This window comes from Saccharopolyspora soli, from assembly GCF_022678645.1.
Lineage (GTDB): Bacteria > Actinomycetota > Actinomycetes > Mycobacteriales > Pseudonocardiaceae > Saccharopolyspora > Saccharopolyspora soli.
Genome location: NZ_JALBWV010000024.1, coordinates 21921 through 46780, shown reverse-complemented (window position 1 = coordinate 46780; position 24860 = coordinate 21921). Strand labels below are relative to the sequence as shown.

Here is a 24860-nt window from a genome sequence, read left to right as displayed (position 1 = left end):
CCAGACAGCCTTCGCACCGCGTTTGGCCCAGCTGACCCGCTCCGCCCCTAGGCGGTCGGGATGGCGACTTCGCCGTGGACAGCGCGGAGTGCGATGTCGGTGCGGTAGTGCGAACCCGGCAGGCGCACTCCTTCGACTCGCCGGTACGCCTCTTCGCGGGCCGATGCCAGGTCCTCGCCGGTCGCCACCACCGACAGCACCCGGCCACCAGCGGAGACCACCGCGCCGTCCTCGCGCCGCCGGGTGCCGGAGTGCAGGACGCCCTGGGCGTCGCCGCCCTGGATCACGTCGTCGACGCGCGGCCGTCCGGGATAGCCCTCCGCCGCCACGACCACGGTCACCGCCGCACCGGGCTCCCATTCCAGCGGCGGCTGTTCGGCGAGCCGACCTTGCGCGACCGCGTTGAACAGCGCCGCCAGCGGCGTGTGCAGCAGAGCCAGCACGGCCTGCGTCTCCGGGTCGCCGAACCGGCAGTTGAACTCGATCACCTGCGGGCCGGTCGAGGTCAGCGCGAGACCCGCGTAGAGCAGCCCGGAGAACGGTGTGCCGCGGCGTGCCAGTTCGTCGACCGTCGGCTGCACGACGGTGCGCACCACGGTCTCGACCAGGTCGTCCGGCGCCCACGGCAGCGGCGCATACGCACCCATGCCACCCGTGTTCGGGCCCGCGTCGCCGTCACCGACCCGCTTGAAGTCCTGCGCGGGCACCAGCGGCACCACGGTGGTGCCGTCCACCAGGCAGAACAGCGAAGCCTCCGGGCCGTCCAGGAACGACTCCAGCAGCACCGGGTGGCCGCCGTCGAGCAGCTTGAGCGCGTGCGCCCGCGCCGCGTCGAAGTCGCCGGTCACCAGCACGCCCTTGCCAGCGGCTAACCCGTCGTCCTTGACCACCCAGGTGGGACCGAAGTGCGCCAGCGCGGCGTCCAGCTTGGCGGGGTTGTCCACCACCTCGCTGTGCGCGGTGGGCACCCCGGCCGCGAGCATGACGTCCTTGGCGAACGCCTTGGAGCCTTCGATGCGCGCCGCCTCCTTGGACGGGCCGAAGCAGGCGATGCCAGCCGCCCGAACCGCGTCGGCCGAGCCCGCGACCAGCGGTGTCTCCGGGCCGAAGACGACGAGGTCGGCACGCCACTTGGTGGCCAGTTCCGCCACGCCCTCCGGCTTGGCGAAATCGACGCCGTAGGTCTCGGCGAGCGCCGCGGTGCCCGCGTTGCCGGGCGCGCAGGCCAGCGCGGTCACGGACGGGTCGCGGGACAGCGCCAGCACGATCGCGTGTTCCCGGCCACCGCCACCGATCACGAGGATTCGCACAAACCGCAGCGTAGAGCGTGCGGCACGGCACAGCGGCGCTGCCCCGGCAATCCTTGCGGAGGCTTTATCAACTTCGGCCCGAGCGGCCCGGCCCCGGCAGTTCACCCAGCGGTCGGCACGGCGTTGCCCGGTCTTGCGCGAATGGTCGATTGCGGCGGTAAGGGTTTTGCCCGACTGTGCGACGTTGATCGACACGCCGCGCGAGACACAGGAGGGCAAATGACGATCCGGGTACGCCTGACGGCGCTGTCCGTTGCGGGCGCCGCTGCGCTGGGGCTGCTCGCAGCACCCGCCATCGCGGCCCCACCCCGTCCGGACACCGCCGATCGGGTCGAGGTCTTCGGGCACCGCGGCGCCTCCGGGTACCGGCCCGAGCACACGCTGGCCTCCTACGAACTGGCCGCCCGGATGGGTGCCGACTACATCGAGCCGGACCTGGTGTCCACGAAGGACGGTGTGCTGGTCGCCCGGCACGAGAACGAGATCGGCGGCACCACCGACGTCGCGGCGCACCCCGAGTTCGCCGACCGCAAGACCACCAAGGTCATCGACGGCGTCGAGATGACCGGCTGGTTCACCGAGGACTTCACCCTGGCCGAGCTCAAGACGCTGCGCGCCACCGAACGCATCCCGGACATCCGGCCGAACAACACCATCTACAACGGCCGCTTCGAGGTGCCGACGTTCCAGGAGGTCCTGGACCTGCGCGCCCGGCTGTCCCGGGAGTTGGGCCGGGACATCGGCGTCGCCCCGGAGACCAAGCACCCCAGCTACTTCGCCAAGCTCGGGCTGGCGTTGGAGCCCGGTGTGGTCAAGGCGTTGAACGACAACGGCCTGAACCGGTCGAACGCCAAGGTCGTCGTGCAGTCCTTCGAGGTGGGCAACCTCAAGGAGCTCAACCGGTCGCTGCGCGTCGAGTTGGTGCAGCTGATCAGCAACACCGGCGCGCCGCAGGACTTCATCGAGGCCGGGGATCCGCGCACCTACGCCGACCTGGTCAAACCGGAGGGGCTGCGGGAGATCGCGAGCTACGCCGACGTGATCGGCCCGGACACCAAGGTGATCCTGCCGGTGAACTCCGACGGCTACCTCACCGAGCCGACCACGGTCGTCGCCGACGCGCACCAGGCCGGGCTGAAGGTCGTGCCGTACACGGTGCGCGCGGAGAACACCTTCCTGCCCGCCGACTTCCAGTCCTCGGCCGAACCGGCCGCCTACGGTGACGTGCTCGGCTTCTTCCACGCGCTGTTCGACCAGGACATCGACGGGATCTTCAGCGACTTCCCGGACATCGCGGTGCTCGCCCGCGACGAACACGCGGCGGCCGCCGGTCGTTGATCAGCACTGGGGCCACCGGGACACCTAACCTGTCCATGATGGACGGAGGTGACGCCCGGTGGCCCAACTGCTGCTCGTCCTGATCGGCGCGCTGCTGGTCACCGCGGTCGCCCGCAGCCGCGAGATCGCCGCCCCGCTGCTGCTGGTCCTGGTCGGCCTGGTGGTGTCGCTGATCCCCGGCCCGGCGGCACTGCGGATCGGTCCGGAACTGCTGCTGACCGTGGTGCTCCCGCCGCTGCTGTACACCGCGGCGCTGGAGAGCTCCTACACCAACTTCCGGGCCCGGATCAGACCGATCGTGCACCACGGCGTGCTGCAGGTCATCGCCACGGCCTTCGTGATCGGCTGGCTGGCCTACGTGCTCATCCCGGAACTGCCGCTGAACTCGGCGATCGTGCTGGGCGCGGTGATCGCGCCGCCGGACGCGGTGACCGCTGCCGCGATCGGCCGCCAGCTGAAGCTGCCGCGCGGCGTGATGACGGTCCTCGGCGGTGAAAGCCTGATCAACGACGCGGCCGCGCTCACCGTCTACCGGATGGCCATCGCCGCGGTCGTCGGGACCACGCCGACGTTGGCGCAGGGTGCGTGGGTGTTCGTGCTGGCCGTCGTGGTCGGCATCGGACTGGGGCTGGTGTTCGGGGTGCTCGCGCAGGTCGCTCGAAACCACGTCCCGGACGTGCAGGTGGCGACCATGCTTGGCGTGCTGGTGCCGTTCATCGCGTACCTGACCGCCGAGCAGCTGCACGGCTCCGGGGTGCTCGCGGTGGTCACCGCCGGGCTCTACGTCGGCCACAACCAGCCGCGTGCGCGGGCCGCCGGGCGGCTGCAGGAGCACACCGTCTGGGTGTCGATCAACCTGCTGCTGGAAAGCCTGGTGTTCGCCTACATCGGGCTGCAACTGCAGGAGGTCGTCAACGGCGTCATCGCCTCCGGGCGGGACATCGTCGGCCTGCTGGCGACGGCCTTGCTGCTGCTGGCCGCGACACTCGGCTTCCGGATCGTGTGGATGTTCGGCTCCAACTACGTGCCGGGCCTGTCCCACCTGCTGACCGGCGGCCGCAAGCGCGGCAGCTGGTGGCGGCGCACCACCGTGCTGTCGTGGGCGGGGATACGCGGCGTGGTCACTCTCGCGGCTGCTGGCTCGATCCCGTACACCACCGCAACCGGCGCGCCGTTCCCGTCGCGGGAGCTGATCCAGTTCGTGGCCTTCGTGATCACCGTGGGCACCATCCTGGTGCAGGGCACCACGCTGCCGTGGCTGATCCGGAAGCTGGGCATCACCGATGTGGACGAGGCCGCCCGCGACGACCAGGCCGAGGCGGTGGCCAGGGTGACCGCGACCAACGCGGCGCTGCGCTACCTGGATGGGCTAACCCCGGCGGACTTGGGCACCGAGCCGGAGCACTTCGAGCGGATCATCGGCCGGATGAAGGACCTGGTGGAGCACCAGGGGATGACGGCGGCGGAGCAGGTCGGACGCACGCCCGCGGAGCGGGCGGACACGGCGAGCAAGGCGTTCTCCGACCTGCGCCGCGACGTGCTGGAGGTGCAGCGGTCGGCGATGGCCGACGAGCGGGACGCGGGCAACGTCGACGACGAGGTGCTGCGCCGCGTCCTGCGCGAGCTCGACCTGCAGGAAGCCGCTCTCGACAACTCCTGGCGCAACCGCTGAGGTCAGTCGACACCGCGGTCCGCGTCCGGGTGCTTGGCGTAGTGCAGCTCGCCGTAGTTCAGCGAGATGTGCCGCACCATCCACCAGCACCTCACCCGGCTCGGGGTCGGCGGTGTCGGCCAGGGTCAGGCCGGTGGCGGTGTCCGGAGTTCAGCAGCAGACCGCGCATGGCGACCTGCTCGAAAGCGATCGGACTGCGCAGCACAACCACCGCTCAGGTGCGGAAATTCCGGGGTCGTGAGTGCGCAACCGGGCTCCAGCACGGTTGCGCACTCACAACGGCCTCACGCCATGGTGTGGCGGACGATGGTCTGGTCGCGGCCGGGGCCGACGCCGATCGCCGAGATCCGCGCCCCGGCGAGCTCCTCGATGCGCTCGATGTAGGCGCGCGCGTTGGCCGGGAGGTCTTCGAAGCTGCGCGCTCCGCTGATGTCCTCCCACCAGCCCGGCATCTCCTCGTACACCGGCACCGCGTGGTGCACCCCGGTCTGGGTCATCGGCATCTCGTCGATCCGCTCGCCGTCGACGTCGTATGCGACGCAGATCGGGATCGTCTCCAGCCCGGAGAGCACGTCCAGCTTGGTCAGGAAGTAGTCGGTGATGCCGTTGACCCGAGTCGCGTAGCGCGCGATCACCGCGTCGAACCACCCGGTGCGCCGCGACCGGCCGGTGGTCACGCCGAACTCACCGCCCTGCTTGCGCAGGTTCTCCCCGGCCTCGTCGATCAGCTCGGTCGGGAACGGACCGGCCCCGACGCGGGTCGTGTACGCCTTCAGGATGCCGATCACCGCGTTGATCTTCGTCGGCCCTATGCCCGAACCCGCGCACGCGCCACCCGCGGTCGGGTTCGACGAGGTCACGAACGGGTAGGTGCCGTGGTCGACGTCCAGCAGGGTGCCCTGCGAGCCCTCCAGCAGCACCGTCTCGCCGCGGTCCAGCGCCTGGTTGATCAGCAGCTTGGTGTCGGCGATCCGGCTGGCGAACTGCTCGCCCTGGGCCAGCACGGTGTCCACCACCTCGTCGACGTCCATCGCGCGGCGGTTGTAGACCTTGACCAGGATCTGGTTCTTGATGTCCAGCGCGGCCTCGACCTTCTGCCGCAGGATCTTCTCGTCCAGCAGGTCCTGCACGCGGACCCCGACCCGAGCGATCTTGTCCTGGTAGCAGGGCCCGATGCCGCGACCGGTGGTGCCGATCTGCTTCTTGCCCAGGTACCGCTCGGTGACCCGGTCGATGGCCACGTGGTATGGCATGATCAGGTGCGCGTCGGCGGAGACCAGCAGTCGCGTGGTGTCCACGCCGCGGCCCTCCAGCCCGGCCAGTTCTTCGAGCAGCACGCCCGGATCGACCACGACACCGTTGCCGATCACGTTGGTCACGCCAGGGGTGAGGATCCCCGACGGGATGAGGTGCAGTGCGAAGTCCTGCCCGTCCGGCAGCACCACGGTGTGCCCCGCGTTGTTGCCGCCCTGGTAGCGGACGACCCACTGGGCCTGCTCGCCGAGCAGGTCGGTCGCCTTACCCTTGCCTTCGTCGCCCCACTGGGCGCCGATCAGCACGATCGCCGGCATGTGAAACTCCAACCTGGACTGGGTGGTCGCCAGCGTTCCCGCACGCTTCGCCCGCTCCCACCACGGGGTATGCCGGTCGATCAGGGTAAACCAGGAGCGAAACGTGAGTACCACCGCATTGTCCTGCGGAAACGTCGACCGCGCTACGCATCCGTCCGGTGACGGGGTGCGATGGTTCGACGTCCCGGCGACGCCAGGCCGCGAAGACCTGGATCCGCTGCTCGCCACCGCCGGAGATCGCCTGGTGGTGCACGGCACCGATGCCGACCTCGCCGCGGTCGTGCTGCGCCTGCTCCGGAAGAACCGGCTGGCGGACCTGGTCATCGGTTACGTCCCGGTCGCGGAGTCGCCGGTCGCGCGGCTGCGCGGGCTCGCGGTGGGCGATTTCGACCGCGCGCTGACCGCCGCGCCGCGCCCGGCGGCGTTGATCCGGGACGACTCCGGCGGCGTGTTGCTCGGCGCGGGACTGATCGAGCCGATCACCGGGCAGGTGTACTGCGACGACGAGCAGGTGCTCAACGGTTCGGCGATGAGCATCGAGGTTTCCCCCGATCCAGCTGCCACCCCGCTGCCCGAGTCCACTTCGGACCCGTTGAGCAGCACGCTCGAACCGGCCACCGACGGCCTGCTGGTCACCACCGTCCGCCGCGGCCTGCTGCGACGCCGCCGCGAGATCACCCGCGGCCGCGCGGTGCAGGCGTCGTTCCGGTCGGCGACGGTGCGCCACGACGGCCTCGCGCACCCGCGCCCGGTGGAGAAGTGGGTCTGGTACCGCCACACCGAAGACCTGCGACTGGCCTGGTGATCACCCCAAAACGGACATCTAGTCGGTCAATTTCCGGCAAAACTGCCCGGCCCCCAGCGTTCGCAGCAAGAAATCAGCCGATCGGCGCAACGGCCAGCTCAGTGCGAAATTCACCAAGCGGTGGCACGATCAGTGGCGGTTTCACGCCAAGTCACCCGTTGGCCACGCTGCGGCATTGAAACGGCTACCCGCGTGGGCAATGGTCAACATCGACATCGGCGAGACGCTCACGCGGAGGAAGCCAATGACAGGCCACCGAACGTTGCGCGCCACCCTGACCGCCCTGCCCTTGGCGGGTCTGCTCGGCCTCGCACTGGCCGTGCCAGCCAACGCCGAGCCCCCCGGCATCCCCGACCCGGCCGCGGCGAAGTCCCAGCTCGCCGAGCTGACCGTCGCCCCGGAAGGCTCGATGGACGGCTACAGCCGGGAGAAGTTCCCGCACTGGATCGAGGGGCCGGACAACTGCAACACCCGTGAATCGGTGCTCAAGCGCGACGGGGACAACGTGCAGGTCGGCTCGGACTGCTACCCGACCTCCGGCAGCTGGTTCAGCCCGTACGACGGCGAAACCTGGACCCAACCGTCCGACGTGGACATCGACCACGTGGTGCCGCTGGCCGCCGCGTGGCGCTCCGGCGCGGCGCAGTGGACCCAGGACCAGCGCCAGGCGTTCGCCAACGACCTGGACAGCCCGCAGCTGATCGCGGTCACCGACAACGTCAACCAGGAGAAGGGCGACCAGACCCCGGACCAGTGGATGCCGCCGGTGGCGGGCTACCACTGCACGTACGCATCGATGTGGGTCGCCTCCAAGCACAAGTACCAGCTGACCATCACCGAAGCGGAGAAGGGCGCGCTGCAGACCGCGCTCGATGGCTGCTGATCCTCGGTTCGCAGCGGCGCCCCAGCCCACCAGCGGGCCGGGGCGCCGTCCACTCCAGACATTGCGGGTGTCGAGCGGCTGCCTGGATGATCGAGGTGGACGCCCCGCATGCTGGGCCGCTTCCCAACTGCACCTCGGCAAGTCGCGGGACATACTGGCGACATCCAGCTCAGCGCGAAGAGGGCAGTGCGATGGATGACCACACCGGCCCGCCGCAAGACGCCGTGCTGCGTTCCTCGGTGACGGCCCCACCGGGTGGCGTGATGACCGACGAGGTCGGCGTGATCACCGGCGAACTGGAACTGGCCACCGAATGCGCTGGCGGCGATGTCAAGGTGTGGATCCGCTACGCGGGCGCCGCCGAGTGGTACCGGTTGTCAGCAGCCGACTGCCACCTCTACGACCAGCGCGATCACGACGCGCTGCACCGCGCCTTGGCCGCGGTCCTGAACCGCCCGACCGCCCACCTGCGCGGCTGATCACTCGGCCTGCTGCTCCGGATGCAGCGGTGGGAGCGCGGCAGTGGCCTCGACCCGGCTGAAGCCGGTGGCTTGCAGGAGGTCCACCGCGATCGAGCGCACCTGCAACACCACGACCTGCATCGAGAAGTCCCCTTCGCCGAGGAGCTCCACTGTGGACTTCTTGGCGACCGACCGGGCGGCCTCCCGCGCTTGCAGTGGATCGACCCCGCTGGCCAGCTCGTCGCGCAACAGCACGACAGCACCCGCCAACTCCTCCAGAAGTCCCGGCAGCGGGCGTGGCACCGGCTCGCCGTCGCGCAGCGCGGCGAGCGCTCGACGCGCCAGCACGCGCGTGTTCCGCAGCGCACGGTCGATCGGCGTCGCCGCTGTCGCGTACCGTTCCAGGTCACCGCGACGCCGCCACCGGATGGGCGCGAACCGGGCGATCTCCACCCCGGCCTCCAACGCGGTGCGGAATTCCTCCACGGAACGCTGGCTCTTGCGCGCCTTCGCGAGCACGTCGGTGGCCATCTCAAGATCCTGCCGCGCCACCGCGTTCCCGACGCCCCGGAGCGCATCGGCGAGCGCGCCGAGCACCAGGCGTCCGTTGCGGTGCGCCACCGCGAGCGGATTGGCGGGCAGCAGCGCGGCGACGACGAAGCCGACCAGCCCACCGATCGCCGCGTCGATCATCCGCGTCAGCCCACCCTCGGTGGCAGGGGGCAGCAGCGTCGCGACCAGCACTGATGACGAAGCGGCCTGCAGCACGATCACGCCACCGCCGTCCAGCAGCACGGCGGTGCTCATGGCCAGCGCGACGACCAGCGCGATCTGCCAGGAACCGGTGCCGATGATCGAGATCAGGATGTCGCCGACGCCGATACCGATGCTGACCCCGACCACCAGTTCCAGGGCACGCCGCATCCGCTGGCCCAACGACACGCCGAGCGAGATGACCGCGGCGATCGGCGCGAAGAACGGCGCGGGATGCCCGAACACGTGCCGGGCCAGGAACCACGCGAGTCCGGCCGCGACCGCGCACTGCACGATCGGAACGCCGGTGCGCATGAGGCGGCGCAAGCGGCGGACGAATTCCTCGCGCAGTCGGTGCACGTGCACATTGTCGTTCAGATCTGGGCCGGATCCGAGAGCGGGCTCAGGTGAGGGGCACCTTTGACCGGCTTACTCGGTCGAAGGTGCCCTTCACTCACCCGATGCGCGCCTGGCGGGGTGATCAGGCCAGGCCGGTGGCTTCCAGCGACGCCGGGTCGCTGTCGGCGAGCAGTTGGCGGCAGCGGTCGAACTCGTCGTCCTCACCGATCGCCTGCGCCGCCTTGGCGAGCGCCGCGATCGACCGCAGCACGCCCTGGTTCGGGACGTGCCGCCACGGCACCGGGCCGAAGCCCTTCCAACCCGCCTTGCGCAGCGCGTCCAGGCCGCGGTGGTAGCCGGTGCGCGCGTAGGCGTACGCGGCGATGTGCTCGTCCGCGTCCAGCGCCGATTCCGCGAGGGCGGCCCACGCGGCGCTGAACGTCGGGTGGTGCGCGGCGACCTCGGCCGGGTCGGTGCCCGCGGCCAGCTCGCCCTGCGCGGCCTCGTTCTCCGGCAACAGGGTTTCCGGCGGTTCCAACAGGTTCCTCGTCATGACCCCAATCCTGTCAGGTACGAAGACGGCCGGTACGCCACCAGGCGAACGGGCCGTACGACATCAACACCGCAGACAACGGCAGCGACCAGGCAGATCCCACCGAGTCGACGTCAGGCAAGCGGCGCAGCCGCTTCCAGCGGTAAACCGCCACCGCGATGCTCGACTCAAGTGCTCGGGAGCCGCCGCAAGCGCCGAAGGCGCTTAGCCCACCCGAGCAACCGGCACCGCCGCGGGTTCTGAGAAGCCTTCTCGCGAGGACAGCCCCGACGCCGCGTATCGGACACATACATAAGTCGGGGATCCCGGAGTCGAGAAGGCTTCTCAGGTTCCGCTACTCGCACCGCCACGCAAGGTGCGTCGGAAGATCTCAACCCGCAAGCATGCGGCCTGCGGACTTGAGGTTCTCGCAGGCGTGGGCCACGCGGGCGGCCATCGCCTGCTCCGCCACCTTCAGGTAGCTGCGCGGGTCGTAGGTCTTCTTGTTGCCGACCTCGCCGTCGACCTTCAGCACGCCGTCGTAGTTCTTCAGCATGTGGTCCGCGATGGGCCGGGTGAAGGCGTACTGGGTGTCGGTGTCGATGTTCATCTTCACCACGCCGTAGGAGACCGCCTCGTGGATCTCCTCCAGCAGCGAGCCGGAGCCGCCGTGGAAGACCAGGTCGAACGGCTTCGAGCCAGCGGGCAGGCCGAGCTTCTCGGACACCACGTCCTGACCCTGCTTGAGGATCTCCGGACGCAGCTTGACGTTGCCCGGCTTGTAGACGCCGTGCACGTTGCCGAACGTCGCGGCCAGCAGGTAGCGGCCCTTCTCGCCGGTGCCGAGCGCGTCCACGGTCCGCTCGTAGTCGCCGGGCGCGGTGTAGAGCTTCTCGTTGATGTCGTTGGCGACGCCGTCCTCCTCGCCGCCGACGACGCCTACCTCCAACTCCAGGATGATCTTGGCCTGGGCGGTGGCGGCCAGCAGTTCCTGGGCGATCTCCAGGTTCTCGGTCAGCTCGACGGCGGAGCCGTCCCACATGTGCGACTGGAACAGCGGGTTCTCGCCGCGGCTGACGCGCTCCTGGCTGATCTGGATCAGCGGCCGGACGAAGCCGTCCAGCTTGTCCTTCGGGCAGTGGTCGGTGTGCAGCGCGATGTTCACCGGGTACTTCGCGGCGACCACGTGCGCGAACTCGGCGAGCGCGGTCGCACCGGTGACCATGTCCTTCACCTTGGTGCCGGAGGCGAACTCGGCGCCACCGGTCGAGATCTGGATGATGCCGTCACTCTCGGCCTCGGCGAACCCGCGCAGCGCCGCGTTTAGCGTCTCCGACGAGGTCACGTTGATGGCCGGGTAGGCGAATTCGCCAGCCTTCGCCCGGTCCAGCATCTCCGCGTAGACCTCGGGGGTCGCGATGGGCATCGGTCGTCCTCCTCGGGTGGAGTTTGGTAGTGGTGACGGGGAGTTGCGCAGCATCCTACGAGCCGGTGTCCGCGACCAGCGGCCACTTCCGACCCGGAGCCACACTTTCGCGTCACAGTGCCCCAGCCGGGGCACTTTTGGAAAGCCGGTGACAGGATTCAGAACCGGACAAATCCTGTGTACATCCTCACACGCTGCGGGTTCGGCGGCTACAGCCACGCCCCGGTGACCAGCTGCCACTCGCGGATGGTGGTCTTGGCGATCACCCCGGCCTCGGTGTAGGGGTCCGCGTCGAGGATCTCCCGCAGCTCGTCGGCGTCGGCCACCGCGTAGACGAGCTGCGCGCCCAACTGGTCGGCGAACGGGCCACCAGCCAGCAGCACGCCGCGCTCGGCGAGGCCGCGGCAGTACTCCCGGTGGGCAGGCCGCACCCGAAGTCGGAGTTCCTCGTCCGCGCCGTACACCAACTCGACCACGAACATGGCCATCCCGAGACACCTCCGTCATCGATCACGGTCGGCATCGACGCTACCCGGTCGAGGGACACGGGCCGGTGGGCAGCCGGTAGGTTGTCCGATCATGGCCGGTGATTCGCACAGCGTCGAACGCAGCGTCGAACAGACCCTCGGGCAGCTGCGCGCGCTGGACAGCGCGTCCATGGAGATCCCGGCCCGGCCGCTGAACCTCGAAGACCTGTACCGCCAGCAGCGGATGCGGATGGTGCGGCTGGCGATCCTGCTGGTCGACGACCCGGCGACGGCCGAGGACGTGGTGCAGGAGGCGTTCACCGGGCTCTACCGGAACTGGTCCGGGTTGCGCGACGCGAAGGCGGCGATCGGGTACCTGCGGACCGCGGTGGTCAACGGCAGCCGGTCGGTGCTGCGCCGCCGCAAGACCGCTCGCGAGTACCAGCCGCCGCACCAGGCCGACGCCCGGTCCGCCGAATCCCTGGCGATGTTGAGCGCCGAGCACCAGGCGGTGGTGGTCGCCTTGGGCAAGCTGCCCCGCAGGCAGCGCGAAGTGCTGGTGCTGCGTTACTACGGCGACCTCTCGGAGGCGGAGATCGCCGAGGTCACCGGGGTGTCGCGGGGCACCGTGAAGTCGACCGCGAGCCGCGGCCTGGAGGCCCTGCAGAAGCTCGTGGGCAACTGATCTCGGGAAGTCCGCGAAATCCACGGCGAACGACACACCGATTTGGTGTAGACCACTGGGCGCCGGTAGCGGAGGATCGTCGGCGTGACCGCACACGCCATCGCCGTCGACGTCGGCGGTACCGAGATGAAAGCCGCGCTGGTGGCCGTGGACCACGACACCGCCCGCCCGCTGCGGCACTTGCGCCGTCCGACGCCGCGCGGCTCGGACGGCGCCGCGACCGCTGATCACGTCGTCGCCGCCGTCACCGAGCTGGTGTCCGACCTGCGCACCGGCGCGGCGGAGGCCGTTGACGCGGTGGGCGTGGTGGTGCCTGGCGTGGTCGACGAGGCGCACGGGGTCGGGGTGTTCTCCGCCAACCTCGGTTGGCGGGACGTGCCGCTGCGCGACCAGCTCGCCGCCCGCATCGACCTGCCGCTGGGCTTCGGCCACGACGTGCGCGCCGGTGGACTCGCCGAAGTCCGCTTCGGCGCTGCTCGCGGCATGCGCGACGTGGTCGTGCTGCCGATCGGGACCGGGATCGCCGCCGCGATGGTGCTCGACGGTCGGCTGTACTCCGGGGGCGGCTTCGCTGGCGAGATCGGGCACGTGGACATCGGGCACGGCGAACCGTGCGGGTGCGGCAGCAGTGGTTGCGTCGAGGCCGTGGCGTCGTCGGCCGCCGTTGCTCGGCGCTACCAGGCACGCACCGGCAAGGACGGCACGGCCGTCGAGGTCGCCGCTGCGGTGCGGGCGGGCGATCCGGACGCGCAGGCTGTGTGGCAGGACGCGGTCGACGCCCTCGCCCGCGGGCTGCTGGTGCTCGTGACGGTCGCGGCGCCCGAGTGCATCGTGCTCGGCGGCGGGTTCGCCCAGGCCGGAAATCTGCTCACCGAGCCGCTGCGCGCTCGATTGGACGGCATGCTGGCGGCATATCACCGCCGCCCTCACCTCAAACTGGCCGAGCTCGGCGACACCGCGGGCTGCCTGGGCGCAGCGCTGCTGGCGACGGAAGGGTTGAAAACACCGTGAACGCTCCCGAACTGATCCTCGCCGGTGGGCAGGTCGTCACGCCGGGCGGAGTGCTGGACTCCGGCTGGGTGCAGGTCTCCGGTGGGAAGATCACCGCGGTCGGCACCGGCCCGGCACCGGAGGCCGCCAGCACCGTCGACCTCGCTGGACGCTGGCTGGTGCCCGGCTTCGTGGACATCCACTGCCACGGGGGTGGTGGCGGCTCGTTCACCGGCATCGAGGTCGACCAGGCGCACGCCGCGATCAACACGCACCGCGGCCACGGCACCACGACGATGCTGGCCAGCCTGGTGTCGGCGCCGCTACCCGACCTGGCCAAGCAGATCAGCGCACTCGGCGAGCTGGTCACCGACGGCGTGCTGGCGGGCGTCCACCTGGAAGGTCCGTTCCTGTCCGCGGCGCGCTGCGGGGCGCACGATCCGGCGATCCTCCGGCCGCCGGAAGCCGCGGCGGTCCAGCAGTTGCTGGACGCCGGGCGGGGCGCGGTCCGGATGGTGACCCTGGCGCCGGAGCTGCCGAACTCGATGAACGCCATCCGGCAGCTCGTCGACCACGGGGTGATCGCCGCGGTCGGGCACACCGATGCCGTGCTCGACCAGGTGGTGCCCGCGGTGGAGGCGGGCGCCACGGTGGCCACCCACCTGTTCAACGCCATGCGGCCGCTGCACCACCGGGAGCCTGGGCCGATCGGCGTTCTGCTGGAGGACGAGCGGGTGACCGTCGAGCTGATCTGCGACCTGGTGCACCTGCATCCAGCGGTGGTGAAGCTGGCCGCCTCGCACGCGGGCACCGGGCGGACCGTGCTGGTCACCGACGCCATCAGTGCGACCGAGGCTGGTGACGGCACCTACGAGCTGGGCAAACTGCCGGTCACCGTGACCGACGGCGAGCCGCGCCTGGCGGACGGTTCGCTGGCGGGCAGCACGTTGACGATGGATGTGGCGTTCCGCAACCTCGTCAAGACCTGCGGGCTGACGGTGCCGGAAGCGGTCGCGGCCTCGGCGACCAAGCCCGCGCAACTGCTCGGCCTCGGCGAGGAGATCGGCGAAATCCGCCCCGGCCTCGCGGCGGACCTGGTCGTCCTGGACGAGGCCCTGAACCTGCACGCGGTGCTGAAGAACGGCACCTGGCTGACCAAACCGAGCTGACGACCTCGCAGTTTGGTCGTGAGTGCGAAAGCCGGTTGAGCCGGTTTTAGCACTCACGACTTCGTCTGCGAGGTGGGGCGCTGCCGACGATGTGCTGGTAGGTGACGCACCGTCCGCCACCTCGCTACGCTCGGGGCGTGACTCGACAAGACCCCGCCAACCTGCTCGCCGCCGCACTGCGTGCGCAGGCCGGTGGCAGTCCGGGCTTGGCCGTGCCACCTAACGCCGCGCCGCCTCGAAAGCGGTTGCCGGTCCTCGGGGTCCTGCTGTTCGCTGTGTTGCTCGGACTGTTGGCTGGCGGCATCGCCGGACTGCTCACCTTGTTCTACCCGGCCGGGTGAGAACGGCGGCAGAACTCCCGAGAACCGCCCACTTTCCGTCGCCACGCGGTACCTGATGATCGGCGCGCTGCCCTGCGAATTCGGCGGGTTGCTCGCCCGAGAATTGGCGCGGCGGCGGCCACGGTACCGTTGGCAGGCGTGACGACCGAATTGCCCGCGATTGTCAACGCCGCCACTCCCGCGCTCGCGCTGCTGCCGGACTGGCTGGATCCGGAACACATCATCGAGTCCATGGGCCCCTTCGCCCTGATCGGCGTGTGCCTGATCATCTTCGCCGAATGCGGCCTGCTCATCGGGTTCTTCCTGCCGGGTGACTCGTTGTTGTTCGTCACCGGTCTGTTCGTCGCCACCGGCGCGATCGACACCCCGATCTGGTTGGTCTGCCTGCTGCTGGCGGTTTGCGCGTTCGTGGGCAACGTGACGGGGTACTGGATCGGCCGCAAGGTCGGCCCGGCGATGTTCAACAAACCGGACTCGAAGCTGTTCAAACGCGAACACGTGGAAAAGACCCACGAGTTCTTCGAGCGCTACGGGGCGCGGGCGATCATCCTGGCCCGGTTCGTCCCGATCGTGCGGACCTTCATCACGGCGGTCGCCGGTGTCGCGCGGATGGACCAGCGGAAGTTCTTCACCTACTCCGCGATCGGCGGTGTCGCGTGGACGGTGAGCATGACGGTGCTCGGCTTCTTCCTGGGCAACATCCCGTGGATCAAGAACAACCTTGAGGTGATGGCGATCGTGATCGTGCTGATCTCGATCATCCCGATCATCATCGAGTACGTGAAGGGCCGCCGCGAAAAGGCCCGCAACGCCGCCAACTGACCGGCAGTCCGAACCGGCACCGCGCCCACCGGGCCGGTGCCGGTTTCGCATTCCGAGGCGTCCCGATTCGGGACTCACCAGGCTTCGGCGAGGTTGGCGTGCTGCTGGACCCACGTGTGCATCACAACTCCCGCCGCGACACCGGCGTTGATCGACCGCGTTGACCCGAACTGGGCGATCGAGACCACCAGATCCGCGCCGCGCCGCGAGTCCTCCCGCAGGCCAGGGCCTTCCTGACCGAACAGCAGCACGCAGCGGCGCGGCAGGTCGGTCCGCTCGATCGGCTGGGCGCCGACGGCGTTGTCCACCGCCACCAGCGCGAGGTCGTGCTCGGCCGCGTATCCGCGCAGCGACTCCAGGTCGGCGTGGTGGTGGATGTGCTGGTACCGGTCGGTGACCATCGCGCCGCGCCGGTTCCACCGCCGCCGCCCCACGATGTGCACCGCCTTCGCGGCGAACGCGTTGGCGGTGCGCACCACAGTGCCGATGTTGTGGTCGTGCTGGAAGTTCTCGATGGCCACGTGGAAGTCGTGCCGCCGCTGGTCCAGGTCGGCGACGATCGCCTCGCGCCGCCAGTAGCGGTAGTGGTCGACGACGTTGCGCCGGTCGCCGTGCTCCAGCAGCTCCGGGTCGTAGCGCTCGTCGGTCGGCCACGGGCCGGACCACGGGCCGACTCCGACGGTGCTGCCCCACTCGGTGGGGCCGACGTCCTCGTTCACGCCAACCCGAGATCCGCCAGACCCAGCAGCGAGCGGTACGGCAGCCCGGCGGCCTCGATCGCCTCGCGCGCCCCGGTGTCGCGGTCGACCACAGTGGCCACTCCGACGACCTCGGCGTCCACCGAGCGCAGTGCTTCGACCGCCGTGAGGACGCTGCCGCCGGTGGTCGAGGTGTCCTCGACGGCGAGCACTCGGCGACCCGTGACGTCCGGGCCTTCGATGAGCCGCTGCATGCCGTGCGCCTTGGTGCCCTTGCGCACCACGAAGGAATCCAGCGCGGGCCCTTCGGAGTGCATCATCGCGATGGCAACGGGGTCGGCACCGAGGGTGAGGCCGCCGACGGCCGCGTACTCCCAGTCGGCGGTGAGCTGGCGCAACAGGTCACCGATCAGCGGCGCCGCCCGGTGATGCAGCGTCGCGCGACGGAGATCGACGTAGTAGTCCGCTTCCTTGCCGGAGGCCAGCGTGACCCGACCGTGCACGACGGCGATCTCCCGGACGATGCGGGCGAGCTCGGTGCGCTGCTGTTCATCCACTTTGACCACGAGTTTTCAGCATACCGGCAGGGTGCCCACCCCCTACCGCTCCGGTGCCGCGAGGTGGCGGAAACGGGGTGAGGGGCACCCTTTACCAACTTACTTGGTAAAGGGTGCCCCTCACCCCTCACCTGAATGGGGTCGAGTCAGGTGCGGCCTGGGACGGTGCGGGTCACGATCATGCGCTGCAACTTCTGCGGCACCAACCGGCCGAGGGCGACGAGCGCCTTGTACTGCACGCCCGGCACCGACACGGCCTTGCCCCGGCGCAGGTCGGCCAATGCCTCGTGCACCACCTGGTCGGCCTGCAACCAGAACGCCTTGGGCAGCCGCCCCATCTCCAGCCCGGCCCGCTGGTGGAACTCGGTCCGGGTGAAGCCGGGGCACAGTGCCATGACCCGCACACCGGATCCGGCCAGCGCGACCGACAGCCCTTCGGAGAGCACGGTCACGTACGCCTTCGTCGCCGCGTAGGTCGACCCCGATACCGGGAAGAACCCGGAGATGCTGGACACGTTGATCACGTCGCCGCGGCCGCGCTCCCGCATGCCCCGCACCGCAGCGTGGGTCAACGCCAGCACGGCGGCCACGTTGACGTCGAGCTGCCGTTGCAGCTCCGAGGCGGGGGCGTCCCAGAACGAGCCCGAAGTGCCGAACCCGGCGTTGTTGACCAGCAGATCGACCGGTCGTCGGTCGTCGGCGAGGCGCTGCTCGACCTTGGCCCGCTGCTCGGCGTCGGCCAGGTCGGCCGGGAGCACTTCGACCCGGACGTTGTGCCGGGCCTGCAGGCGGTCGGTGAGTTCGGCGAGCCGTTGGATGTCACGGGCCACCAGGACCATGTCGTGGCCCTCCGCGGCGAGTCGGCGGGCGAAGGCGCGCCCGATGCCTGCCGTGGCGCCGGTGACGAGTGCGGTAGCCATGCGCCGAACCTACCGAAGGGTTCCCCCAGCGCCCGGAAGGGCTCGGCTCCCGCATCGGCGCGGCGCCCGAGCACCTGCAGTCGTGAGTGGTTCTGGTCGTCCTAGCAGCCGAAACCGCTCACGACCGCGGGCGGATCAGCGCTGGTGTTCAGAGGAGGACTCCGCCTGGGCTGGCGTCTCCTCCTCGTTCGGGTCGGTGTCGAACGGGTCGACCAGGTCGGCGAGTTCGCCGAGGTCGCGCAGCAGTCGCTCCAGCCGCGCCGGGTCCGCGTCCTCCGGGTGCAGCGCCGCGAGCACCCAGTCGTTCTCCAACCACACCACGGTGACGTCGTGGCCGATCTCCTCGGTGGCGTCCACCAGATCCGGCGTCACCAGCGGCCGGGCGGCGGCCACCTCGGTGACGAAGGCGTACCGGGACCCGACCGGGCCGAGCAGGTCGAGTCCGGAGTCCTGCGGCACCGGCACGTCCGGCAGCCAGAGCTCGATGGTGGCCGGGGCGGCCCGCCGACAGCGAATCGCGACCAGCACCGCAGCGGTCTTGCCGCTGACGTCGAGGTCGAGGACGTACACCTGGCGCCGTCCATCGGCGGTGAACGTCGACCCGGCCACCACGTCGACCGCGGTCACGCTGCTGTACTGGGCGAGCACGCCGCGGTCCCACCGGGTCGGCAGGACTTGGTCGGCCTCGGCGAACTGCCAGCCGCGCAGCGCCGCCCAGCGGCGCCGTTCCCGGTTGTTCGAGGTGCGCTGCGACCGATCGGCGATCAGCAGCGCTACACCCGCACCGATCGCGACGACAGCGATGACGAACCAGACCCACGCAGGTATGCCCACAGTGCGCAGGGTAGTCCGATCACCGCGCAACACGAAGATCAGCTGGACATCCAGCGCGGAACCGCACCATTGGCTGTCACTGACCTGGGAAAACGAGAAGAGCGGTCCGGCCGGGTGGCGCGTCCCGGCCGAGCCGCCGACCAGTTGGGTCAAACGCCGATCTGCTGGTCGATCCAGTCCCGGACCGCCACCGGATCGGCGTAGATGTCGGGCTCGCCGCCGCAGATGTCCGTCGGCTCGGCACCGCCGAACCGGCTCACGACGCCGATCTGCTCCCAACGCCCGGCCGAGTCGCGGATCAACGCCGGACCACCGGAGTCGCCCTGGCACATGGACTCGCCGCCGAAACCGCGCACGCACAAGTCGACGCTGCCGTCGGTGTTGGCGCACTCCGCATCGGCCCCCACCTCGGTGTCCAGCTGCTTCAGCGCACGCGGGAACACCGGGATCTCCCCGCACTCCAACTCGCTGCACTCCCGGCCCCAACCGATCAGCCGCGTGTCCTTGCCCGCGACCTGCGCGGACTCCGCGATCGCCACGGTCGGCAGGTCCACGGGACGGTCGAGCGCCAGCAGCGCGAAGTCGTACTGCGCCAGGAACTCCTTCTTGTACTGCGGGTGCAGGACCTTCTCGGTGATCCGGCGTTCCTCGCCGCCCTCAGTGCGATCCGGACTACCGATGCGGACGGTCAGCTGCCCTGGTTCGACGGAGTCCACGCAGTGCCCGGCGGTCAACAGCCACCGCTCGTCGATCAGGGTCGCTCCACAGTGGAACCTTGGTTCGCCGGGCATCTGCAACGACGCCATGAACGGATACGCCTCGTCCGCCGGACCGCCACCGACGATCGCCTGCGCACTTCCCGCTGTGAGCACCCCGGCGAACACCGCGCCCAAGGCAGCAGCCAACAATTTCCCAATTCGCATTGTCTTCCCTTCGGGTCAGACGTTCTTGCGCCGCAGCAACCAGATCGCCGAACTGACGCAGACCGCGGTGAGCGCGAGGAATATGCCGGACTCGATGAACTGGAACGTCCAGAACCGGTCGCTCGGCTGGACGAGCAGCGTTTGCGTGAATCCGGCCTGCTCCAACTCTTCGTACTCGGCGGAGCCGATTCCGGTCGAGTACGGGATGCCAGCGAGCCGGAGCGATTCGAAGACGTCACCCTCTGCACCGCTGGGTGCCCGGAAGACGATGCTGGTGAGCCAGCCGGAACGCGCGCCGGGGTACTGGTCCGGGGTGATGCGCTCCGGCGTCATGTAGTGCGCCCGGAGCCAGCCCACGACGGGCAGCAAGACGGCGAGGAAACCGGCCAGCGAGACGGCCATGCCGATGAGCAGGTGTTTGAAGAGGGTGCCCGCGATGACGCCGAGCGCGAAACCGAACAGGCACATCGCGGGGAAGACCGGCATCGAAAGCGTGAAGGTGTCGAAGCGTCCCCACTCCGCCACTGCCGGTTGGTAGAACCACATGTACGCGCCCGAGAACACCGCACTGAGCGCCACGACGACGCCACCGAGTAGGAACACCTTGCTGAACAGCCAGTGTTCCCGCGAGATGCCCTGCGTCCAGGCGTAGCGGAAGGTGCGCTGCTCGAACTCGCGCGAGAGCATCGGCGCACCGACGAACGCGCCGATCAGCGCAGGTAGCAAGGGCAGCAGTGTGCTGCCCAGCAGGGTCAGCATGCTGATCGACGACGCATACTCGCCGCAATTCATGGCAACGCCTATGCCGATGCAGTCGGCCAGTTCGACCGGGCCCAGCGATTCCCGCAATCCGTTGCCCATGAACAGCAACCAACCGGCGAAGCCGACCAGGATCACGCCCAAGGCGGCGATCGTGAACCGATGTTGTCGCCAGGTCAACCAGATCATGTATCTACCTCCGATGTTGCGGGCAGCACCGGTCGGGGCGCGGTTCGCGCCCTCGATTCGTCCGGAAAGAGTTCAGCTGAGTTTGCGGCGCAGCCAGACGACGGCCAGCGCCAGGAAAGCGGTGGTCAGCGCGAGGTAGATCCCCGCCTCGATGAATTGGAACGGCCAGAAGCGGTCCGCCGGGTGGTAGGTGACGATCTGGACCGGTGGCGGATCACCGTGGTGCCAGGCCATCGAGCCGCTGATGTTGCCCATCACGTCGCGGTAAACGGAACCGAGGTGGTAGGCGCCGTCGAGCGGATCAGCGGATTCGCCCGGCGCTCCGACCGGCCGGTTCAAGGTCATCGGCGCAAGGTAGTTGGGCCGCAGCAGCAGGGCCACCGCCAAGAAGACGGCGGCTCCGCCGACCAGCGTCACCGCCATCGCGGGCACCGTGCGCTTGAGCAGCGCCCCGGCGAGAACGCCCAACGCGAAGGCGAACAGGCAGCTCGCCGGGAACACCGGGACGGCCTGGTTGAAGAAGCGGAACCAACCAACTTCGGCGGCCATCGGCTCGAACCACATCATGTGCGCGCCCGCGTAAACCGTGCTGAGCACCAGGACCGCGCTCCCGACCAGGAACACCTTGGTGCACAACCAATGGCTGGTGGAGACGCCCTGGGTCCAGGCGTAGCGGAAGGTGTTGTGCTCCAACTCCCGGGACACCAGCGGAGCACCCGCGAACATGCCGACGAGCAGCGGCAGCAGGAGCAGGACGTTGCCGAGATCCTCGCCGAACTTGACCAGACGCGAGAACCCGTACGCCGCCGTGTAGACGCTCCAGGCGTCGGCGTCCAGCGATTCGGCGAACGCGTAGAGCACCACCAGGCCGAGGAAAACAGCAGCGAAACCAGCCAGGCCGAGTCGGTGCTGCCGCCAGGTCAACCAGGTCACGCGGCGACCTCTCGAACCCGCTCCGGCGCCGACGTCGTCAGGTACCGCATGACCAGCGATTCCAGGTTGACGCGCTGAACGTCGCAGGACGGGCCGGGGCTCGGGCGATTCCCCCGCACCAGCAGGGAAATCCGGTCGCCGCGATCCTCCCGGTGCACGACCTCGCCGGTCACGGCGTCCGCCTCGTGCGCCGGTCCGACCAGAACGTGGTGCTGCTCCAGCAGATCGTCGATGTCGCCGATCAGCTTGACGTCGCCGCGGTCCAGCACGATCAGGTAGTCGCAGAGCCGCTCCAGCTCGGAGACCACGTGCGAGGACAGCACCACGGTGCAGTCCCGGTCAGCCTTCGCCGCCATCAGCGTCGACATCATCTCCCGCCGCGCCAACGGATCCAGGCTGGCCACCGGCTCGTCCAGGATCAGCAGGTCGGGTTCCTTCGCCAGGGCCAGCGCGAGCGCGACCTGTGCCCGCTGACCGCCGGAGAGCTCGCCGACCTTGGCGTCCAGCGCTATGTCCAATTCGGACAGCCGCTCGGTGGCGATCTGCTGGTTCCAGTGGCGGTTCAGCAGCCGCCCGGCCTTGAGCATCTCGTGCACCCGGAAGTTCCGGTACATCGAGTGCTCCTGGTCGAGGTAGGCGACCCGGTGCAGCACGGTGTTCGGCCGCACCTGATCACCGAGCACCTCCAACTGCCCCTCGGTCTGGCTCAGCAGGCCGACCGTCAGGTTCATCAGCGTGGACTTGCCCGCACCGTTCGGGCCGACGAGGCCGACCACCCGGCCCGCGGGGATCTCGATGGTGCAGTTGCGCAGCGCCCACTTCCGCCGGAAGCGCTTGCCCAGTCCAGTGGTTCTGATCGCTATCTCGGTCAAGACTTCCCCTCAGATCGGTTCTCGTGGAGCACCGTCGCGACCATCGCGGCGATGCCCTCGGCGTCCATGCCCGCCTGGTAGGCGGCCGCCAACCACTTCTCCAGGCCGACGCGCAGTTCGGCCTGCTTCTCCGCGGGCAGCCCGGTCAGGCCCTGTTCGATGAACGTGCCCTGGCCGGGGCGCCCCTTCGCCAGCCCCTTGTGCTCCAGCTCGCGATACGCCTTCAACACCGTGTTGGGGTTGATGACCAGGTTCTTCGCGACTTCCTTGACGGTGGGCAGCCGATCCCCGACGCGCAGCTGCCCGAGCCGGAGGGCGTGCTCGACCTGGTGCACGAGCTGCCGGTACGGCGGCACGCCCGATCCCGTGTCGACCCGGAACTCGATCAAGCACTCGCTCCAATCTCTATTTACCTATGACCATAGGATAATGGTGTATTGATCTCGGTCAACCGAAACCCCGAAAAACGCCCCTGAACAGCAAAAAGCCGCCCGAGCCGAACGCTCGGGCGGCAGCTGCGACAGCAGATCGAAGCTCGACGTCAGGTTGCGGGAGCGGCTGCGCGGGGCTCACCCGCCGCGCACTCCACCCCGGAGCCGTCAGGCCGTGTCGTACGTGTCGTAGTTGTCGCAGAGGGTCTGCCATTCGCCCCGATCCGGCGCCGGTCCCCGCAGCTCCGGACCGCCCGCGCGCAGACCTTCGAGCACCAGCCCCAGGTAGCGGGCCCGGAGTTCGGCGCGCCGGGACTCACCGGTCGGCAGCGCCGGGTTGAGGTGCTTGAACAGCAACAGGATGTCGGTCCAGTCGACGTCCGCGCGCAACGCACCGGACCGCTTGGCGGTGTCGACGAGCTCCTCGATCACCTTCGCGACGCGCTCCTGCAGGTCCCGGAACTCCTCGGAGTAGGCGTACCGCTTGCCCATCGGCGGCAACACCGTGCCGATCCCCGCCCCTTCCCGCAGGCAGCGGTACATGAACCGGGTGAGGGCCTGCCACGGATCGGGCTCCTCGGCCCGCGCCGCCTCCGCTTCGTCGAGGATCAGCCGGAACGCGGCGATGCGAACCTGCTCGACCAGTTCCTGCTTGCTCGGGTACCGCCGGTACACGCTCGCCACGCCGACCCCTGCGCGCTTGGCGACCTCGGCCATCGGCGCCGCGAAGCCCTGCTCGGCGAACACCGAGCGAGCCGCGGCGATGACCTGATCGTCATATCGCGCCGATCTGTTCAGTGTGGCCATGCCCACAGGATACGCCGCACCGGAATGATTTATTCCGCAGCCTGGTTGGACCGGATCGGAATCTTCCGTTCCGCTAGGTCGGCCAGCTCCCGCAGGCCGACCGGCCCGTCCGCAGGAAGCAGGAGGCATGGTCAGCACTGAGCTCGTCGAGTCCCGCGAAGCCGCGCGAGCGGCGTTCCGCAGAGGGGCGCTTTCCCGACCTGCCTCGTTCTGGTTCGTCGGAGCGCTGTACGCGGTGTTCCTGATGGCGTCCACCGTGCCGTCGCCGATGTATTCGATCTACCAGCAGCGGTGGCATTTCACGACCACCGTGCTCACCGAGGTCTTCGCCGTCTACGCGGTGGCGATCCTGCTCGCCCTGCTGTTGTTCGGCGCGGTGTCCGACCACATCGGTCGCCGCCCCGTGCTGTTGGGTGCCTTGGCGGTGGAGATCGTCGCGATGCTGGTGCTCGCGGCTGCGCCGGGCGTCGGGTGGCTGTACGTCGGCAGGGCGTTGCAGGGCCTGGCCACCGGGGTCGCGACCAGCGCGATCAGCGCCGCGCTGCTGGACTTCCAGCGGCCCGGTTCCAACCACGGACCGCTGGTCAACGGCGTCGCCGCCGGTGTCGGGATGGCGGTGGGGTCGCTGCTGGCGGGTGCCCTGGTGCAGTTCGTGCCCGGTCCCACGCTGACCAGCTACCTGCTGCTCATCCTCGCGTTCGTGATCGCGATCCCCGGGGTGCTGGCGATGCCCGAGTCAGTCGCGCGGCGCGGCGCACTGCGCCACGTGCTCCGCCCGCAGCGACCGAAGGTGCCCAGCGGCAAGGGCGCAGTGTTCGCCCTGATGGCGACCACCTTGCTGGCGGCGTGGATCGTCGGTGGGATGTTCATGTCCCTCGGGCCGTCGGTGGCCAAGGGGCTGGTCAGCGGCAGCCCGTACCTCGTCGGCGGGTTGACCGTCGCGGTGCTGGCCGGGTTCGGCGGCCTGACGCAGCTGTTGCTGTCCGGCTGGACGGCGCGCCGAGCGGTGCGGATCGGTGCGCCGCTGATGATCGTCGGGCTCGCCGGGGTGGCTGGCTCCGCACTCGGGAGCAGCGCCGAGGTGTTCTTCGTCGGTTCGGCGGTGCTGGGCATCGGCTGGGGCCTGATGTTCATGGGCGGCTTCCGGATGCTGACCGGGCTGGCGGCCGCCGAACACCGGGCCGGTACCTCCGCGCTGATCTACGTGGTGGCGTACCTGTCGGCCGGAGTTCCCAGCGTGGCCCTCGGCTTCCTGAGCACGATCTTCGGCCTGGTGACGGCAACAGTGGTCTTCGCCGCGACGGCGGCGTTCTTCGCCGTCCTCGCGGCCCTATCCACCCTCATCCGCCACTGACACCACACGATCAGGTAAG

27 protein-coding genes are annotated in these 24860 nt (G+C 69.5%); 11 read left to right on the top strand and 16 right to left on the bottom strand.

From position 1 onward, the window contains the following. Positions 1–47: 47 nt before the first annotated feature. On the bottom strand, positions 48–1310 hold the full coding sequence (gene purD, locus MOQ72_RS19500; RefSeq protein WP_242185289.1) for a phosphoribosylamine--glycine ligase: 1263 nt from the start codon (positions 1308–1310) through the stop codon (positions 48–50). A 219-nt stretch (positions 1311–1529) separates the two neighbouring features. Between purD and MOQ72_RS19495 the strand changes: the two genes are divergently transcribed. After that, positions 1530–2648, top strand: coding sequence for a glycerophosphodiester phosphodiesterase (locus MOQ72_RS19495; RefSeq protein ID WP_242185288.1), 1119 nt, complete (start codon positions 1530–1532; stop codon positions 2646–2648). Positions 2649–2706: 58 nt separating this feature from the next. Further along, on the top strand, positions 2707–4320 hold the full coding sequence (locus MOQ72_RS19490) for a Na+/H+ antiporter (RefSeq protein ID WP_242185287.1): 1614 nt from the start codon (positions 2707–2709) through the stop codon (positions 4318–4320). A 284-nt stretch (positions 4321–4604) separates the two neighbouring features. Here MOQ72_RS19490 and MOQ72_RS19485 read toward each other — a convergent pair whose 3' ends face one another. After that, positions 4605–5891 (bottom strand): adenylosuccinate synthase, encoded by a 1287-nt coding sequence (locus MOQ72_RS19485; protein WP_242185285.1) that lies wholly within the window; start codon positions 5889–5891, stop codon positions 4605–4607. 103 nt (positions 5892–5994) lie between these two features. On the opposite strand from MOQ72_RS19485, the gene MOQ72_RS19480 reads away from it, so the two are divergent. The 3 genes from MOQ72_RS19480 (at position 5995) to MOQ72_RS19470 (ending at position 8058) form a co-directional block, all read left to right on the top strand. After that, positions 5995–6696: a hypothetical protein gene (locus tag MOQ72_RS19480; protein ID WP_242185283.1), complete on the top strand. Its 702-nt coding sequence runs from the start codon at positions 5995–5997 to the stop codon at positions 6694–6696. Between the two features lie 244 nt (positions 6697–6940). Further along, on the top strand, positions 6941–7579 hold the full coding sequence (locus tag MOQ72_RS19475) for an HNH endonuclease family protein (RefSeq protein WP_242185281.1): 639 nt from the start codon (positions 6941–6943) through the stop codon (positions 7577–7579). A 191-nt stretch (positions 7580–7770) separates the two neighbouring features. Then, the gene (locus tag MOQ72_RS19470) at positions 7771–8058 is read left to right on the top strand and encodes a hypothetical protein (RefSeq protein ID WP_242185280.1); all 288 of its coding nucleotides are present in this window, start codon (positions 7771–7773) and stop codon (positions 8056–8058) included. On the opposite strand, the gene MOQ72_RS19465 is transcribed toward MOQ72_RS19470, so the two are convergent. From MOQ72_RS19465 to MOQ72_RS19450, 4 genes are all read right to left on the bottom strand, one after another. Next, positions 8059–9153, bottom strand: coding sequence for an FUSC family protein (locus tag MOQ72_RS19465; RefSeq protein ID WP_242185278.1), 1095 nt, complete (start codon positions 9151–9153; stop codon positions 8059–8061). Positions 9154–9274: 121 nt separating this feature from the next. Then, positions 9275–9685, bottom strand: coding sequence for a DUF3151 domain-containing protein (locus MOQ72_RS19460; protein ID WP_242185276.1), 411 nt, complete (start codon positions 9683–9685; stop codon positions 9275–9277). A 370-nt stretch (positions 9686–10055) separates the two neighbouring features. Beyond that, complete coding sequence (fbaA, locus tag MOQ72_RS19455) at positions 10056–11090, bottom strand: class II fructose-bisphosphate aldolase (RefSeq protein ID WP_242185275.1); 1035 nt, start codon at positions 11088–11090, stop codon at positions 10056–10058. 209 nt (positions 11091–11299) lie between these two features. Next, entirely contained in the window at positions 11300–11578 is a 279-nt protein-coding gene (locus tag MOQ72_RS19450) for a YciI family protein (protein ID WP_242185274.1), read from the bottom strand. A gap of 91 nt (positions 11579–11669) precedes the next feature. On the opposite strand from MOQ72_RS19450, the gene MOQ72_RS19445 reads away from it, so the two are divergent. The 5 genes from MOQ72_RS19445 to MOQ72_RS19425 all read left to right on the top strand — a co-directional run bounded on the left by MOQ72_RS19445 (position 11670) and on the right by MOQ72_RS19425 (position 15564). Beyond that, the gene (locus MOQ72_RS19445) at positions 11670–12242 is read left to right on the top strand and encodes a SigE family RNA polymerase sigma factor (RefSeq protein WP_242185273.1); all 573 of its coding nucleotides are present in this window, start codon (positions 11670–11672) and stop codon (positions 12240–12242) included. A gap of 84 nt (positions 12243–12326) precedes the next feature. After that, positions 12327–13253 (top strand): ROK family protein, encoded by a 927-nt coding sequence (locus tag MOQ72_RS19440; protein WP_242185272.1) that lies wholly within the window; start codon positions 12327–12329, stop codon positions 13251–13253. After that, positions 13250–14401 carry an N-acetylglucosamine-6-phosphate deacetylase gene (gene nagA / locus MOQ72_RS19435; RefSeq protein ID WP_242185271.1) on the top strand — a complete coding sequence of 384 codons (1152 nt, stop codon included), beginning with the start codon at positions 13250–13252 and terminating at the stop codon, positions 14399–14401. The genes MOQ72_RS19440 and nagA overlap by 4 nt, the downstream gene beginning before the upstream one ends. Positions 14402–14538: 137 nt before the next feature. Continuing rightward, the gene (locus MOQ72_RS19430) at positions 14539–14742 is read left to right on the top strand and encodes a hypothetical protein (protein ID WP_242185270.1); all 204 of its coding nucleotides are present in this window, start codon (positions 14539–14541) and stop codon (positions 14740–14742) included. Between the two features lie 138 nt (positions 14743–14880). Continuing rightward, a complete protein-coding gene (locus MOQ72_RS19425) occupies positions 14881–15564 on the top strand; it encodes a DedA family protein (RefSeq protein WP_242185269.1) in 684 nt (227 codons plus the stop codon). Between the two features lie 74 nt (positions 15565–15638). On the opposite strand, the gene MOQ72_RS19420 is transcribed toward MOQ72_RS19425, so the two are convergent. The 10 genes from MOQ72_RS19420 to MOQ72_RS19375 all read right to left on the bottom strand — a co-directional run bounded on the left by MOQ72_RS19420 (position 15639) and on the right by MOQ72_RS19375 (position 23487). Next, positions 15639–16283: a TrmH family RNA methyltransferase gene (locus MOQ72_RS19420; RefSeq protein ID WP_242185266.1), complete on the bottom strand. Its 645-nt coding sequence runs from the start codon at positions 16281–16283 to the stop codon at positions 15639–15641. Next, entirely contained in the window at positions 16280–16828 is a 549-nt protein-coding gene (locus MOQ72_RS19415) for an orotate phosphoribosyltransferase (protein ID WP_242185265.1), read from the bottom strand. The genes MOQ72_RS19420 and MOQ72_RS19415 overlap by 4 nt, the downstream gene beginning before the upstream one ends. 137 nt (positions 16829–16965) lie before the next feature. Beyond that, on the bottom strand, positions 16966–17739 hold the full coding sequence (locus MOQ72_RS19410; RefSeq protein ID WP_242185264.1) for an SDR family NAD(P)-dependent oxidoreductase: 774 nt from the start codon (positions 17737–17739) through the stop codon (positions 16966–16968). 135 nt (positions 17740–17874) lie between these two features. Beyond that, complete coding sequence (locus tag MOQ72_RS19405; RefSeq protein WP_242185365.1) at positions 17875–18567, bottom strand: TtfA family protein; 693 nt, start codon at positions 18565–18567, stop codon at positions 17875–17877. A gap of 155 nt (positions 18568–18722) precedes the next feature. Continuing rightward, the gene (locus MOQ72_RS19400; protein ID WP_242185263.1) at positions 18723–19478 is read right to left on the bottom strand and encodes a S1 family peptidase; all 756 of its coding nucleotides are present in this window, start codon (positions 19476–19478) and stop codon (positions 18723–18725) included. Between the two features lie 33 nt (positions 19479–19511). Then, positions 19512–20444 (bottom strand): ABC-2 membrane transporter-related protein, encoded by a 933-nt coding sequence (locus MOQ72_RS19395; protein WP_242185262.1) that lies wholly within the window; start codon positions 20442–20444, stop codon positions 19512–19514. 72 nt (positions 20445–20516) lie between these two features. Continuing rightward, positions 20517–21377, bottom strand: a complete 861-nt coding sequence (locus MOQ72_RS19390; protein WP_242185261.1) for an ABC-2 membrane transporter-related protein — start codon at positions 21375–21377, stop codon at positions 20517–20519. Next, entirely contained in the window at positions 21374–22249 is an 876-nt protein-coding gene (locus tag MOQ72_RS19385) for an ABC transporter ATP-binding protein (RefSeq protein ID WP_242185260.1), read from the bottom strand. Before MOQ72_RS19385 ends, MOQ72_RS19390 begins: the two co-directional genes overlap by 4 nt. Next, positions 22246–22638: a GntR family transcriptional regulator gene (locus MOQ72_RS19380; RefSeq protein ID WP_242185259.1), complete on the bottom strand. Its 393-nt coding sequence runs from the start codon at positions 22636–22638 to the stop codon at positions 22246–22248. Before MOQ72_RS19380 ends, MOQ72_RS19385 begins: the two co-directional genes overlap by 4 nt. A gap of 210 nt (positions 22639–22848) precedes the next feature. Beyond that, positions 22849–23487 (bottom strand): TetR/AcrR family transcriptional regulator, encoded by a 639-nt coding sequence (locus MOQ72_RS19375; RefSeq protein ID WP_242185257.1) that lies wholly within the window; start codon positions 23485–23487, stop codon positions 22849–22851. A 127-nt stretch (positions 23488–23614) separates the two neighbouring features. On the opposite strand from MOQ72_RS19375, the gene MOQ72_RS19370 reads away from it, so the two are divergent. Beyond that, a complete protein-coding gene (locus MOQ72_RS19370) occupies positions 23615–24841 on the top strand; it encodes an MFS transporter (protein ID WP_242185254.1) in 1227 nt (408 codons plus the stop codon). Positions 24842–24860 lie beyond the last annotated feature (19 nt).

Coding starts and splice junctions, on each gene's coding strand:
- MOQ72_RS19395 (WP_242185262.1), bottom strand. CDS start 20,444: ATGATCTGGTTGACCTGGCGACAACATCGGTTCACGATCGCCGCCTTG.
- MOQ72_RS19410 (WP_242185264.1), bottom strand. CDS start 17,739: ATGGCTACCGCACTCGTCACCGGCGCCACGGCAGGCATCGGGCGCGCC.
- MOQ72_RS19495 (WP_242185288.1), top strand. CDS start 1,530: ATGACGATCCGGGTACGCCTGACGGCGCTGTCCGTTGCGGGCGCCGCT.
- fbaA (WP_242185275.1), bottom strand. CDS start 11,090: ATGCCCATCGCGACCCCCGAGGTCTACGCGGAGATGCTGGACCGGGCG.
- MOQ72_RS19460 (WP_242185276.1), bottom strand. CDS start 9,685: ATGACGAGGAACCTGTTGGAACCGCCGGAAACCCTGTTGCCGGAGAAC.
- MOQ72_RS19475 (WP_242185281.1), top strand. CDS start 6,941: ATGACAGGCCACCGAACGTTGCGCGCCACCCTGACCGCCCTGCCCTTG.
- MOQ72_RS19445 (WP_242185273.1), top strand. CDS start 11,670: ATGGCCGGTGATTCGCACAGCGTCGAACGCAGCGTCGAACAGACCCTC.
- MOQ72_RS19485 (WP_242185285.1), bottom strand. CDS start 5,891: ATGCCGGCGATCGTGCTGATCGGCGCCCAGTGGGGCGACGAAGGCAAG.
- MOQ72_RS19450 (WP_242185274.1), bottom strand. CDS start 11,578: ATGGCCATGTTCGTGGTCGAGTTGGTGTACGGCGCGGACGAGGAACTC.
- MOQ72_RS19370 (WP_242185254.1), top strand. CDS start 23,615: ATGGTCAGCACTGAGCTCGTCGAGTCCCGCGAAGCCGCGCGAGCGGCG.
- MOQ72_RS19470 (WP_242185280.1), top strand. CDS start 7,771: ATGGATGACCACACCGGCCCGCCGCAAGACGCCGTGCTGCGTTCCTCG.
- MOQ72_RS19375 (WP_242185257.1), bottom strand. CDS start 23,487: ATGGCCACACTGAACAGATCGGCGCGATATGACGATCAGGTCATCGCC.